The organism is Abiotrophia sp., assembly GCF_057275535.1.
In genome coordinates this window covers 212,708-225,993 of record NZ_DBHIRJ010000001.1, presented here as the reverse complement: position 1 = coordinate 225,993, position 13,286 = coordinate 212,708, and the positions used below count along the sequence as shown (strand labels likewise).

Here is a 13,286-nt window from a genome sequence, read left to right as displayed (position 1 = left end):
CATGATAAATGAACAAAAAACTTCAGTCTAAAGACGCCCTGTATTTAGGTTCCATGCTGTTTGGGATGTTATTTGGGGCAGGAAACCTTATTTTCCCAGTTCACTTAGGACAAGAAAGTGGCGCTCAGGTAGGACCAGCTGTGGTTGGACTCTTGATTTCAGCTATCGGCTTGCCTTTCCTGACCATTCTCGCTATGGGAATGTCTAAGAGTAAGAGTGTAACCGAACTAGCCAGCCGTGTCGGCAAAAAGTTCAGTGTGATTTTTACGGTTTTGCTCTATCTGGTAATTGGCCCTTTATTTGCGGTGCCACGCTTGGCAAGTACATCTTATACTATTGGGGTAGCCCCCTTTATCGAATCGAGTCACCAAGGACAAGGACTTCTAATCTATTCCCTCATCTTCTTCCTAGTAGCGGGCTTTCTGTCCTTGAATCCGGGCAAGATTTTGGATTATATTGGCAAAATTCTTAACCCTGCCTTTTTACTGGTTTTAGGACTACTTTTGACCCTGACAGTTCTCAATCCGATGGGGCAAGCTGGGCAAATGATGGCCCAGGGGCGCTATGCTCAACAAGCAATGGCAACAGGCTTTCTGGAGGGGTATCAGACCCTGGATGTGCTAGCGGCTCTAGCTTTTGGGATTGTCATGGTTCAAGCTATGAATCGTTTAGGGATTCAGGAGCCAGGTGAGCTGGCTAGAGGTATGGTCAAATCCGGCGCCATTAGTATCGTCTTAATGGGGCTAATTTATGGCCTCTTGGCCTATGCTGGGGCGACATCCTTGGGGCACTTCTCCATGAGTGCCAATGGTGGGATTGCGCTAGCTCAGATTGCTAATCACTATCTCGGTTCAGCAGGCAGTATCCTTTTGGCCTTAATTGTTATTCTGGCCTGCCTTAAGACTGGGGTAGGGCTCCTGACGGCTTTTTCAGAGGCAATGGTGGATCTATTTCCTAGTCTGGATTACAAGCATTACTTACTAGCGGTTAGCCTCTTGGCTACCCTTATCGCTAATGCCGGTTTAACTCAAATTATTGCTTGGGCAGTTCCGGTGCTCATGTTTCTCTATCCTTTGGCCATTGTCCTAGTCATGGTCACCTTACTGTGCCGAGGTCGGGCAATCGACAGCCTTTACTACCAATGGGCTATGGCACTGACAGGGATAGTGGCGCTAATCGATGGCATTCAAGCCATGCCAGAGCTAGCTTGGCTACTACCATTGAAAGCATTAGCCTCTACATTCTCTACTTATTTGCCCCTGAGTGGCCAGAGCCTAGGTTGGATTGTACCTAGTTTGTTGGGTTTGGCTATTGCACATTGGCAAGTGAGACGAAAAGTATCGTAAAATCATAAGTGAAAGAGCTTGGGCTTGCCCAAGCTCTTTTTCTATATAAAAAAGAGGGCAGGAACCATAGTTCCTACCCAAATCCGTTAGTGCCGTTTGGTCATATAGATGTTTTGAACCCGCAATCTAAGCAGGTGGGCACCTAACGCCTAACCGCTGACTACCAAGTGAAAAGGCCTGTCATAAGTCAGTCGAGTTGGTTCCCTATATCTAAAGAAAAATGTTCGGTCAACACAGTGTATATGTCACGTACACCACAGATCTTCTATACTTTTATTATAGCACGACTTGCTAAATTTGCAAGTAAGCGCTCTTATTTTTTGAGGATTTCTTTAACTTTTTGGTAGTAGTGAGCCAAGGCTTCTTCATACTTACCACTAGGGTCTGCTTGGAAGAACTGGTGATGAGCTAACTCCTTAGGCAAATATTCTTGAGCTACGATATGACCAGGATAGTCGTGGGGATAGCGGTAGTCAAGTCCTCGACCCAACTTGTCAGCGCCTTGATAGTGGCTGTCCCGCAAATGGTCTGGGACAGGGGCGACTTGTCCTTGGTCAATCGCAGCCATAGCAGACTTGATAGCACGATAGCTAGTATTGGATTTTGGACTCAAGGCTAGGTCGATGACCGCAAAACCTAAGGGAATGCTGGCTTCTGGCAGGCCTAGCTTTTCAGCGGCTTGAATGGCCGCAACCGTTCTTTGCGTGGCAGCTGGGTGGCCTAGACCAATATCCTCATAGGCAATCACTAGCAGGCGACGGCAGGCAACCGTCAGCTCGCCGGCAGTCAGTAATATGGCTAGGTAATAAAGGGCAGCGTCGACATCACTGCCGCGGATGGATTTTTGTAGGGCGGAGATGACGTCGTAGTGGGCGTCACCATTCTTATCATGTTGAAGTCGGCGACGTCGCAAGCAATCACTGGCCACTGCCATGTCGATGATAATTTGCCCATTTTGGTCCGGTTCAGTTGACAGGACTGCCAGCTCTAAGGCGTTAAGGCTGGTCCGAATATCACCGCCCGAAACTTGGGCAAAATGTTCCAAAACGCCATCCTGGACTTGTACAGGGTACTTACCGAGCCCACGTTCTTGATCGTCTAAGGCCCGAGTCAAACCAAGGCAAACCTGCTCAGGGCTGAGGGGCTTGAGTTCAAAAATTTGCACCCGACTTCTAATGGCGGGGTTGATGGCGATATAGGGGTTCTCGGTAGTCGCCCCAATCAGAATAATCCGACCACTCTCCAGATGTGGTAGCAGGAAATCCTGTTTGGTGGTGTTTAATCGGTGAATTTCATCCAAGAGTAAGATAAGGGTGCCAGAAAATTTGGCTTCTTCTACTACTTGTTCCAGTTCTTTCTTACCATCGGTGGCCGCATTCAGGGTTCGGAAGGCATAACGGGTCGAGCCTGCAATAGCGCTGGCAATGGAAGTTTTGCCAATGCCGGGCGGTCCGTATAGAATCATGGAAGTCAGGCGTTTGGCTTGCACCATGCGCTGGATAATCTTACCAGGGCCAACAAGGTGCTCCTGACCAAGAATATCTTCCAGTTGACGTGGACGCATGCGATAGGCGAGTGGTTGGAGCATGGGAGGCCTCCTTTCGTTCAGTTATCTGCCTATTCATCATACCGCAAAAGACCTAATGACACAAATCTTCTGACCAAACTTATGGATAGGCGAAAGGCTGGGAGTGTGCTATAATAAGAAAGAAAGTCTAGTCTGAGAGGAGGAGGCCAAGATGGCTATTTATCTTGATTATGCGGCGACAACACCTGTTCGTCCGGAAGTTGTCCAAGCTATCACAAGCTCCTTATCCCAACTTTATGGGAATCCCTCTAGCACTTATCAATTGGGCAAGTCTGCCAAGTATGCGCTCAAACAGGCTCGTGAGACCATTGCTCAGGATTTGGGCTTAGCCTCAGGGTCTTGCCTCTACTTCACGTCAGGAGCGACAGAAGCTAATAACTGGGCTATCTGGTCTCAGGCTCAAAGTGCTCTTGCAGTGGGGAAAGCGCCTCACTTGGTGGCTTTGGCTGTAGAACATCCCTCTGTGGATTTAGCTCTCAAGCGTTTAGAAGAACAGGGCTGGACCATTTCCTGGATTCAACCCCAAGATGGGGGCAGTGACCAAGACCTGATTGACCAATTTCTAGCGGCTAGTCAGGAAGATACTAGTGGCTGGGTAGCCATGGCGGTCAACAATGAAGTAGGCGCCATTTACCCCATTCCTGGCTTGGCACAAGAAGCTCGTCAGCGCGGTTATTTTTTCCATGTTGACTTGGTTCAAGGGATTACCAAACTGCCTTGGCAACTAGACCAGATAGCCACTTCTTGGAGCCTATCGGGCCATAAGCTGGGTGGGCCTAAAGGAATCGGCTTACTCTACTTCCAAGCATGGCAAGATCAACCAGGGCTGCAACCTTACTTGATAGGTGGCGGGCAAGAAGCTGGTATGCGAGCTGGAACTGAGAATCTAGCCTATATTCAGGGCTTGGCTCAAGCTATCCATCTATCTCTAGCAGAAGCGGAGCAGCGACAAGCGCATTTGGCAAACTTGGAAGCTTACTTCTTGGAGGAGCTAACTCGAGCAGGAATTGATTATCAAGTCAACCGACCGCAGGCGCATCATTTGCCAGGCTTCCTTAATCTCTGGCTCAAAGGCCTCAAGGCTAGTCAGGTCCTAATCCATTTAGATTTGGCTAAGATTTATGTTTCGGCTGGGTCAGCCTGTTCGGCAGGTAGTCTAGAACCTAGTCGAGTCCTTAAGGGTTACTATCCTGACCAGGAAGACCGGCAGCGTGAAAGTATTCGTCTGACCATGGGGTTGGACGTGACGCAAGCAGACTTAGACCAAGTGGTCAAACAACTTGGCCTCTTAAAAGCAAGACAACAAAAGTAAACAAGAAAGGCGATGAATTATGGCATTCACCAAACAAGCAACCTTAAAAGGTTTTAACCGTACCTTCGAAATCAACCCAGCCTGCAAACCTTATACTTTGCGGGACAATGGCTTTACCGAGTCAACTGGCGGTAACTTCCAATACAAACGTCCTCTAGACAGCCACCACCGTGATGGCTTGGTGCTCAAGGTCTTGGTTAACAAGGACTTGAAGACCCTCAAAATCTCAACCGTAAATAACAAGGGTTTAACTGCTGTCGATGTGACCAAGTTAGCTCATAATGAAATGGTTGTAGAGAAGATTAACTTTATCTTTGACGGTTTCGTTGAGCGTAACGTTTTAACTGAAGTCTAGCCTAAGTGGGGAGAACGAGAGAGTGCTTTCGTTCTCTTCTTCTGTTATCAATTAAGCACATATGTCAGGATGCTCTGCCTTCCACGGAGTTATCCATAGAGAGAAAGAAAGGAAAAGAACAATGTCAACAAATGGAAAACGTGTCGTTTTGGGTATGAGCGGAGGCGTAGATTCTTCTGTCGCTGCCTTGCTACTCAAGGAGCAGGGCTATGAAGTCATCGGCCTCTTCATGAAAAACTGGGACGATACTGACGAAAATGGTCACTGTACAGCGACTGAAGACTACCAAGACGTAGTCAAAGTCGCGGAGAAAATTGGAATTCCCTATTATTCTGTTAACTTCGAGAAAGAATATTGGGACCGGGTCTTTGAATATTTCTTACGCGAATATCGGGCGGGGCGTACGCCTAACCCAGATGTGATGTGTAACAAGGAAGTCAAATTCAAGGCCTTCCTAGATTATGCTATGGAATTAGGGGCAGACTATATTGCCATGGGGCACTATGCTCGTTCGGAGCGCGATGAAAATGGAGTAGTCCACCTCTTGCGTGGCCTAGATAATAATAAGGACCAAACCTACTTCCTTAGTCAACTCTCCCAAGCCCAACTCCAGAAGGCGCTCTTCCCTTTGGGCCATTTGCAGAAGTCTGAAGTTCGTGCCTTAGCAGAAGAGGCCGGCTTGGCGACTGCCAAGAAGAAGGATTCAACCGGTGTCTGCTTCATTGGAGAACGGGATTTCAATGAATTTCTTTCCAACTACCTACCCAATAAACCGGGTAAAATGGTGACCCTAGATGGCCAAGTCAAGGGCAAGCACATGGGGCTTATGTACTATACTATTGGCCAACGTCAAGGCTTAGGGATTGGTGGCGGTGGCACTAGCAATGAACCTTGGTTTGTCATTGGTAAGGATCAAACCACGCAAACCCTCTATGTAGGTCAGGGCTTCCATCATCCAAATCTCTATTCAGACTATCTGACGGCTAGTGAAGTATCCTTTACAGCGCCTAATTTGTCGGATGTGCCAGAAGAATTCCGATGCACGGCCAAGTTCCGCTACCGCCAACAAGATATTGGAGTGACGGTTAAGCTCAGCCAAGATAAGACACAGGCGACTGTTATTTTTGATGAACCAGTCCGGGCCATTACACCGGGGCAGGCAGTGGTCTTCTATGATGGCCAAGAGTGTCTGGGTGGCGGGCTGATTGATGCGGCCTACAAAGATGGGGTGCAACGCCAATATGTCTAAGGAGCAACTTCGTTGGACTGAGGCTATTCCGACTGTCCAAGACTATCTTGATTTGCGGATTGCTACAGGCTTGGGGGCTAAACCCCCTCAAGAAGTGGCTGAACGCGCGCTAGCTAATTCCCTCTATATGATTTGCGCCTACCAGGGTCAGCGGCTGGTTTGTTTTGCCCGGATTGCTGGGGACGGTGCCTTATCTTATATGATCAATTCGGTCATGGTGGCACCTGATTTCCAAGGTCAAGGTCTGGGTAAGGCCCTGATGCAAGCTGTCACTGACTGGCTCATAGCGAATGCGGATCCGTCTGCTTATGTCTGCTTGATGGCTAAGGAACCAGCCGACCGACTCTATCAGCAATTTGGTTTTCAAGTTATTCCAGGCAATATTGGGATGCGCTGGTTTAAGCCCTAAGTCTCATCACCTAGCCTTAAGAAAGGAGGCCGCTTATGGCTGAGCAAATACGTTTGATTGGCGAAGTTGAATCGGTCTTTTTCGAAAACCCACAGAACCTTTATAAGGTGCTACGGGTTAAGGTGCTAGAGACGGACAACGACCTAATAAGCGAGGACTATGTTACTTGTACGGGTCAATTTGCAGCCTTGCATCTCGATACGGCCTATGAATTCTTTGGCCAAGTGACCGTGCATCCACGTTATGGCGAGCAATTTGCGGTTAGTCGCTACCAACAAGTAGCGCCAACTTCTGAAGCGGGACTAGTAGAATTTCTTTCTAGTGCCCGCTTCACGGGGATTGGTAAAACTCTAGCCCAAAGGATCGTGGATCAGTTGGGGCTAGAAGCTATTGATTTAATCTTACAAGATCCAGACTGCCTCAAATCAGTCAAAGGCTTAACGCCAGACAAACGCCAAGTACTAGCCCAAACCTTGCGCCAACACCAGGGAACTGAACGCATCTTCTTGCAGCTAACAGAGTGGGGTTTTGGACCTAAGCTGGCGGATAAAATTTATCAGACCTTCAAGGATCAAACGCTGGCCACGATTGAGAATAATCCCTACGCCCTAGTGGCCAAGGTAGAAGGGGTTGGTTTCAATAAGGCTGATGCCCTAGCTGAACAACTTGGTATTGAGGCTGACGCTGTCACACGTTTGGTGGCGGGACTCTACACGGCCGTATCCGAAGTTTGCTTGCGGTCAGGAGACACCTATGTCCAGCGGCCACGTTTGCTGGCACTTGCTACCAAGATTCTAGAACGTAGTCGGTCTTTTCTGATTGAGGAAGAGCGATTAGTAGAAGCCTTGGACTTGGCTATCTTGGAAGGGACGCTCTATTCCTTGGACCAAGGCATTATGTTGCCAAGTCTTTATCATGCCGAGATGGGAATCGTAGGTCGCATCAGCGACTTCTTCCAGTATGAAGAAGTGGAGACTTTCAGCAAGACAGAAATTGAAGACAAGCTGGATCAAGTAGCCCGTGAGACGGGAATCGACTATGATGAAACTCAACGCCAGGCCATGATTCTAGCCATGCAATCGCCACTTTCCGTGATTACGGGTGGTCCAGGTACGGGGAAGACGACCTTGATACGTGGAATTTTGACGCTCCACCGCCTCTTGCATGGCTATCATCAGGGCGATGTGACCAATCCTTATCAGACTGGCCCCGTCTTGTTAGCCGCCCCAACAGGTCGAGCAGCCAAGCGTATGCAGGAAATGACGGATATACCGGCTTCCACCATCCACCGGCTGATTGGGTTCAATCGTGAGACCACAGTGGAGGGCTTTGATCCGACGCCACTGGAAGGTCAGCTACTGGTAGTGGATGAAATGTCTATGGTGGATACTTGGTTGATGAATTGGCTTTGGATGGCCATTGGCTACCGAATTCAAGTTATTCTGGTAGGGGATAAGCATCAATTGCCTTCGGTCGGGCCAGGTAAAGTCTTTTCAGACTTGATTGAGTCTGGGGTGATTCCTACTATTAGTCTGACTAAGATTTATCGCCAAGCCCAAGATAGTTCCATTATTCAACTAGCCCATCAGATTCGCCAGGGACGCCTACCGCAGAACCTTATGGAAAGACAGCCTGACCGCTCCTTTATCCCTTGTAAGACCCAGCAGGTAGCTCAAGTGGTGGAACAGGTGGTAGGCCACGCCTTGACGAGGGGCTTTGATGCCAATACCCTGCAAGTTCTGGCACCAATGTATAAGGGGCCTGCTGGTATTACCGCCCTTAACCAACTCTTGCAAGGACTCTTCAATCCGCCTAGCCGCAAGAAACCTCAACTAGAGTATTTCGACCAAATTTTTCGTCTGGGGGATAAGGTGCTTCAGTTGGTCAACAATGCAGAGGAAGGCGTCTATAATGGGGACATCGGGAAAATCGTCGGTGTCTTCTCAGCACAGGCGTCTAGCAGTGGGAGCGAAGAGGTCGTGGTGGCTTTTGATGACGATAAGGAACTGACCTATCGACGGTCAGATTTTGATCAGTTGACTTTGGCCTACTGTTGTTCAGTCCACAAATCCCAGGGGAGCGAGTATCCGCTAGTTATACTGCCTCTGGTCGATGCCTACTATCGTATGTTGCGCCAGGACTTGCTTTACACAGCTGTCACCCGAGCGCAAGCGAGTTTGGTTTTGGTGGGGGACCCGGACGCTTATGTCCAAGCGGTTAGTCAGAATCGTGATCCACGCCGTACCAACCTGAAGGACCTGCTAGAAATTAAATTAGCTGGGCTGACGCATGGAGAGAAGGTAGAGCAAGAGCTAGCGTCAGGAGAGAGCCAAGTTTTAGGCCTAGATGCTGGAAAAGCTGAAGTTAGTGTAACAGATCAGGCCTCGCCTCAAGCTAGTCCTGCGGCAAGTTTTTCGCTTGCGGTGCAATCAAGAGACTGGGCACCTAAGCAGCAAGAGATCTTCCGCTTAAGCCAGGATTTGATAGAACAAATTGATCCCATGATTGGCATGGAGGGAATCAGCCCTTACGACTTTGAGAGTCAAACTTGCTAAAGTCCTTTATTCTTAGCGAATAAGGGGCTTTTTTCATGCTTTGAGTTTGTGAAATAAACGCTACCAAGTGCAAAATAATTGTCTATTCTACTGAGCATGATATAATCTAGGTATACTATATCCGAGGAGGAATGACCATGTCATTTACATTACCAGCCTTGCCATACGCCTATGATGCGCTTGAACCAGCTTTTGACGCGCGCACCATGGAAATTCACCACACCAAGCACCACCAAACCTATGTTAACAACTTGAATGCAGCCTTAGAAGGTCACGCAGACTTGGCAGCTAAGTCTATCGAAGACTTAGTCGCTAACCTTAAGGATTTGCCTGAAAGCATCCAAACAGCGGTCCGTAACAATGGTGGGGGTCACTTCAACCACAGCTTCTTCTGGGAAAGCCTACAAGCACCAAGTTCAGAAGCAGCTATTCCTGCTGGGCTTAAGTCTCGCTTAGAAGCAGACTTTGGTTCTGTTGAAGCCTTCAAAGAAGCTTTCGCTAAGGCAGCTGCGACTCGCTTTGGTTCTGGTTGGGCTTGGCTTGTAGACCGTGACGGTCACTTAGAAGTCCTATCTACTGCTAATCAAGACACACCATTAGAATTGGGGCTTAAGCCACTTTTAGGTTTAGATGTGTGGGAACATGCTTACTACCTCCACTATCAAAACCGTCGTCCAGACTATATCCAAGCCTTTTTCTCAGTAGTTAACTGGGATAAGGTAGCATCACGTTTGGGCTAATATTGGACTAGCGCATAGAGAAGCTGAGACTTAAGTCTCAGCTTTTTTGTATTTAAGAGGTCACTTGATAGTGATGGTCGTTGTTAAAGTAAAGGTGACTAGGAAAATTATTTAACCTATTTTATAGAAAACTGTAGATTAGCCTATAAGAATTTAAGTGTGCAATAGATTTAGAGACTGGATTAAGGAGAATAAGTAGAGGTATTCAAAGATAGAAGCATTTAGGGTATAAGCTATTCTAATAAATACTTCAATTACGAACATTGGCTTAACAAACAATAGATTTTATTCAAGTGGGATAAAATTATCTTGAAAGTAAGCGGGAAATCGGATACAATCTAACTAATATTTAATGTTTTTTTAATCTATACCTATTTTAGCCTTGAGGAGGTCGCAAAATGTTCAAACTAGAGCTTAGGCACTTTTTAAAGAATCATCGCTTTGTCTACTTACTCTTAATCTTGCCACTTGTGACCATGCTAGGGCTAGGACTATATCGTGGACAGGTTAGTCATGACCTAAGGCATCAAGAGCGACAACAGGCCAATCGTTTGGCTTCGGATTTGAACTGGTCCATCTCCAACATGCAAAGGCAGGGAGTATCAGAGGAAAATCCACTTTTAGTTAGCTTGAAGGAAGCAGAAAAGTCACGTTTTGATTACAGTGTGGCGGCCTATTATGAAGAATGGGATCGAGTGAACCAGGACAAGCTTTCTATATGGCGAACCCTATTAGCTCTCAATAATCAGGGTAAGGAGTTATTGAGTATCTCGCGTCAACAGATTGAAGCAGAATTACCTGTTATCGAATGGCAGGTCAATTACCAAATCGGTTGCTTGGATGTCAAGACAACGCGAGAATCCAGTTATCTAATGACACAACTCTCTCCTTATTTGTTGGGAATTCCACTGCTTTTGTTGTTCTCCTATTTGGTAGGGTTACCACTCCTAAGAGATTTATTCGCTAATCAGCAGGCTTTTCTCAAAACTTTACCTGTACCTTATAGTCGCTTGCTAAGCCGACGCTTAGGTGTATTCTTGTGCCTAGGACTAGGCTATGGTTTGTCGATGGCAGTTGGGTGGGCTATCTATCATGTTCTTTTTGACCAACTTCCCCTTACGGCTTTACTTCATTATCCTATGGCACCTGGTTGGCCCCTGTGGCAGGGGATCTTGGCTCTCTATCTATTCTGGTTAGGGCTGGTAATTCTTTTCTGGCTTATTTTGCTACTTATTAATCGATGGGTGCAAGAGCTTTTATTAGTTTGGCTAGGTCTAGGTGTGTCGGTTACTTTATTAGCTGAGTTTAGTCGCCTCTTTGACTTCTATCCTTTTTATTCTATTTTTAGCTACTGGGATATTAATGGTTTTGTTTTACACCAGTCAAGCCTAGAAATCTTCTATACAGCGGTTATTCTTTTCGGTCTCTTACTTGGTATCTGGCGGGTGATAGTAACCCTATCCTATGCAGTACTTAAACGTGGTCGAGCGCGTCGCCGTTACGACTTATCTTCTAGCCGTTTCCAAACAAGTTTTGAATGGCTGAAGCTATTAAGAGGTCACCTTTGGTGGCAAATTTGCTTGTGCATCTTGGCCTTTTTCCTCTATTATGGAGTTTCACAGGGGATTCAGTACCACCAATTACAAGCAGCTAACATTGCGCAAAAATCTGAGTTGCTTAAGATTAATCTGAGTGATTATCGTCAGGCCTATCCAACAGAAGAACTTTATCAGGCAGCGCTAGCAAGTTTTCAACGCCAAGAAGCTCTTGTTGAGGAACTTAAACAAGGGAAAACCAAGTTAGCCACGGAAATGGAGTACGATGAACTGAAAGAGGATGTTGACTTCCTACAAGGCAAAGGTGATAGAACTTTATTGCCAATCCGTGACTGGATTTTTATGCCGAATGCTTACATCAATTATCAGTTAGCCGAGTGGAAACGAAATTATGGGATTGATTTTCAGCTGCCTGGTGGTCCATATTGGACGCTCTATATTCCAAATTATGAGCAATCACCAAGAAGTGGTGAGGACCAGCCACCACTTTCGATTGATATTGCGGTCTTTGAATCCTATCTAGCGCGTGTCAGCAAGCCTATGAAATCTTATTCTGCACTAGGAATAGTCGGTAACTTATTTGAAGAGCGTCTCTATTTAGGACTCTGGGTTATTTTAGTAATCTTCCTAGTAGCGCCTACTGTGCTAGATAAAGAAACCGGACGCTGGCGATTCCAGGCAACCTTGCCTCTAGCAAGGGTGCATCTCCTTAAGTTGCGTCGACGCTTAAGCCTTCAACAAGTGTTTCTACTAATGCTAGGGTCAGTAATCTTACTTGCCTTGACTGGTAGTTTAATAGCAGGTTTAGGCCATATTCAGTTACCTCAGGTCAGATATTTAGTAGATGGCCAACAGCGTGGTGGTTTGATTGGTCAGCGCTTGCGTGTGCCAAGTACTCATCAATTTTTTGAGATAATGCCTAGCTGGTATTACTATCTAGAGGCTTTTGCGCTGTTTGTTGCAGTTACTTACTTTATTAATAGCCTTTGCCATTTTGTTGCTAGATGGGTTAAGTCGACTGCAATCTATATTAGTTTAGTCGCTGGAATCTTAGGTATTGGTTATGGGGCAACTCTCTTATTGCCGAGTCTGGCACAGGCTATGAGTCCCTTCCGTTATTTGGATTTAGCCCCGGTATTGGACGGACGCCTCTCTGTTTCTTTAGGTCAAGGTCTTTTGACTCATTGGACTGGCCTAGTAGTCTGTGGTCTTGCAGGCTGGTTTTTGAATAGGTGCTTGCATTGTACTCTGAAAGGACGTGACCGTATATGATTGAAGTGAAAAATCTGAGCCTTGCCTATGGCAGTAAAGCGATTTTGAAGCAAGTAAATTTTCAAATTGAGGCCGGGGAAGTAGTAGGCTTAGTGGGACCTAATGGTGCAGGTAAAACGACTTTACTGTCAGCCTTAACGGGCTTATTGCCATATTCGGAGGGACAAGTAAAGGTAGCTGGTCTTTACATGCCAGCAGGTAAAGAACTTTATCGTAAGATTGGTTTCATGCAAGATAATAGTGTTCTCTATCCACAGCTAACGGGCTACGACCACCTTCAGTACATAGCCTTAGCCCAGGGATTCTCCAAAGAGAGCATTATTGAAACGGCTGAACGAGTAGGAATGATAGGGTATTTAGATCAAGCGGTGGGGACTTATTCCTTGGGAATGAAACAACACTTGCTCTTTGCCTGTGCTATTCTCCACCGTCCACAAGTACTTTTTCTGGATGAACCATACAATGGTTTAGATCCTACTAGCCTGATTCGGATTCGAGAGTTAGTGATGCAACTTAATCGCGAAAAGGGGATGACGGTATTGATTTCTTCGCATAATCTTGACGAAATCGACCGAATGACTCGTCGAATTCTATTTGTTAAAGAAGGCCAAATTATTGAACGCACTTTGGCCCAAAGTGAAACGAGTGACTATGTGATAACTGTTCAAGAAAAGTTAGCCGATGATTGGACTCGCCGCTTATCGGATCATAGCTTTCTTGTATCTGCCTCCCAACTGAGCCAAGCTTTAGGTGGTTTGGAAGGAGCGGGATTGACTCTGATAGGAGTTGAGCCTCGCCAGTTTGGCAGTGAACAGGTCTACCGTGAACTTTTCCAAGTGAACTGATGATAAAAAGGCAAGCAAGCTATCTAGCTGCTTGCCTTTTATTGCTATCTGGGGCAAGC

Annotated in this window: 10 protein-coding genes and 1 other RNA gene; 9 read left to right on the top strand and 2 right to left on the bottom strand. The window is 46.6% G+C overall.

The window, feature by feature from the left end; translation table 11 throughout:
* The first annotated feature begins 8 nt into the window (after window positions 1–8).
* Window positions 9–1,346 (top strand): branched-chain amino acid transport system II carrier protein, encoded by a 1,338-nt coding sequence (brnQ, locus tag ACO53F_RS01035; protein ID WP_485136971.1) that lies wholly within the window; start codon window positions 9–11, stop codon window positions 1,344–1,346.
* A 76-nt stretch (window positions 1,347–1,422) separates the two neighbouring features.
* Here brnQ and ssrS read toward each other — a convergent pair.
* Window positions 1,423–1,612: non-coding RNA, 6S RNA (ssrS, locus tag ACO53F_RS01030), on the bottom strand.
* Window positions 1,613–1,659: 47 nt separating this feature from the next.
* Window positions 1,660–2,934, bottom strand: a complete 1,275-nt coding sequence (locus ACO53F_RS01025; protein ID WP_485136970.1) for a replication-associated recombination protein A — start codon at window positions 2,932–2,934, stop codon at window positions 1,660–1,662.
* Window positions 2,935–3,085: 151 nt separating this feature from the next.
* On the opposite strand from ACO53F_RS01025, the gene ACO53F_RS01020 reads away from it, so the two are divergent.
* The 8 genes from ACO53F_RS01020 to ACO53F_RS00985 all read left to right on the top strand — a co-directional run bounded on the left by ACO53F_RS01020 (window position 3,086) and on the right by ACO53F_RS00985 (window position 13,227).
* Entirely contained in the window at window positions 3,086–4,246 is a 1,161-nt protein-coding gene (locus ACO53F_RS01020; RefSeq protein WP_485136969.1) for a cysteine desulfurase family protein, read from the top strand.
* 19 nt (window positions 4,247–4,265) lie between these two features.
* A complete protein-coding gene (locus tag ACO53F_RS01015) occupies window positions 4,266–4,601 on the top strand; it encodes a hypothetical protein (RefSeq protein ID WP_023390931.1) in 336 nt (111 codons plus the stop codon).
* A 121-nt stretch (window positions 4,602–4,722) separates the two neighbouring features.
* The gene (mnmA, locus tag ACO53F_RS01010; RefSeq protein WP_485136968.1) at window positions 4,723–5,850 is read left to right on the top strand and encodes a tRNA 2-thiouridine(34) synthase MnmA; all 1,128 of its coding nucleotides are present in this window, start codon (window positions 4,723–4,725) and stop codon (window positions 5,848–5,850) included.
* Complete coding sequence (locus ACO53F_RS01005) at window positions 5,843–6,259, top strand: GNAT family N-acetyltransferase (RefSeq protein ID WP_485136967.1); 417 nt, start codon at window positions 5,843–5,845, stop codon at window positions 6,257–6,259. The genes mnmA and ACO53F_RS01005 overlap by 8 nt, the downstream gene beginning before the upstream one ends.
* Window positions 6,260–6,294: 35 nt before the next feature.
* The gene (gene recD2 / locus ACO53F_RS01000) at window positions 6,295–8,814 is read left to right on the top strand and encodes an SF1B family DNA helicase RecD2 (protein WP_485136966.1); all 2,520 of its coding nucleotides are present in this window, start codon (window positions 6,295–6,297) and stop codon (window positions 8,812–8,814) included.
* Window positions 8,815–8,951: 137 nt separating this feature from the next.
* Window positions 8,952–9,554, top strand: a complete 603-nt coding sequence (locus tag ACO53F_RS00995) for a superoxide dismutase (protein WP_298078205.1) — start codon at window positions 8,952–8,954, stop codon at window positions 9,552–9,554.
* 398 nt (window positions 9,555–9,952) lie between these two features.
* Complete coding sequence (locus ACO53F_RS00990; protein WP_485136965.1) at window positions 9,953–12,382, top strand: hypothetical protein; 2,430 nt, start codon at window positions 9,953–9,955, stop codon at window positions 12,380–12,382.
* Window positions 12,379–13,227 carry an ABC transporter ATP-binding protein gene (locus tag ACO53F_RS00985; RefSeq protein WP_485136964.1) on the top strand — a complete coding sequence of 283 codons (849 nt, stop codon included), beginning with the start codon at window positions 12,379–12,381 and terminating at the stop codon, window positions 13,225–13,227. The genes ACO53F_RS00990 and ACO53F_RS00985 overlap by 4 nt, the downstream gene beginning before the upstream one ends.
* Window positions 13,228–13,286: the final 59 nt, after the last annotated feature.

What these genes read in the sequence shown, in the direction of transcription:
- brnQ (WP_485136971.1), top strand. Translation starts at nt 9, where the DNA reads ATGAACAAAAAACTTCAGTCTAAAGACGCCCTGTATTTAGGTTCCATG.
- ACO53F_RS01025 (WP_485136970.1), bottom strand. Translation starts at nt 2,934, where the DNA reads ATGCTCCAACCACTCGCCTATCGCATGCGTCCACGTCAACTGGAAGAT.
- ACO53F_RS01020 (WP_485136969.1), top strand. Translation starts at nt 3,086, where the DNA reads ATGGCTATTTATCTTGATTATGCGGCGACAACACCTGTTCGTCCGGAA.
- ACO53F_RS01015 (WP_023390931.1), top strand. Translation starts at nt 4,266, where the DNA reads ATGGCATTCACCAAACAAGCAACCTTAAAAGGTTTTAACCGTACCTTC.
- mnmA (WP_485136968.1), top strand. Translation starts at nt 4,723, where the DNA reads ATGTCAACAAATGGAAAACGTGTCGTTTTGGGTATGAGCGGAGGCGTA.
- ACO53F_RS01005 (WP_485136967.1), top strand. Translation starts at nt 5,843, where the DNA reads ATGTCTAAGGAGCAACTTCGTTGGACTGAGGCTATTCCGACTGTCCAA.
- recD2 (WP_485136966.1), top strand. Translation starts at nt 6,295, where the DNA reads ATGGCTGAGCAAATACGTTTGATTGGCGAAGTTGAATCGGTCTTTTTC.
- ACO53F_RS00995 (WP_298078205.1), top strand. Translation starts at nt 8,952, where the DNA reads ATGTCATTTACATTACCAGCCTTGCCATACGCCTATGATGCGCTTGAA.
- ACO53F_RS00990 (WP_485136965.1), top strand. Translation starts at nt 9,953, where the DNA reads ATGTTCAAACTAGAGCTTAGGCACTTTTTAAAGAATCATCGCTTTGTC.
- ACO53F_RS00985 (WP_485136964.1), top strand. Translation starts at nt 12,379, where the DNA reads ATGATTGAAGTGAAAAATCTGAGCCTTGCCTATGGCAGTAAAGCGATT.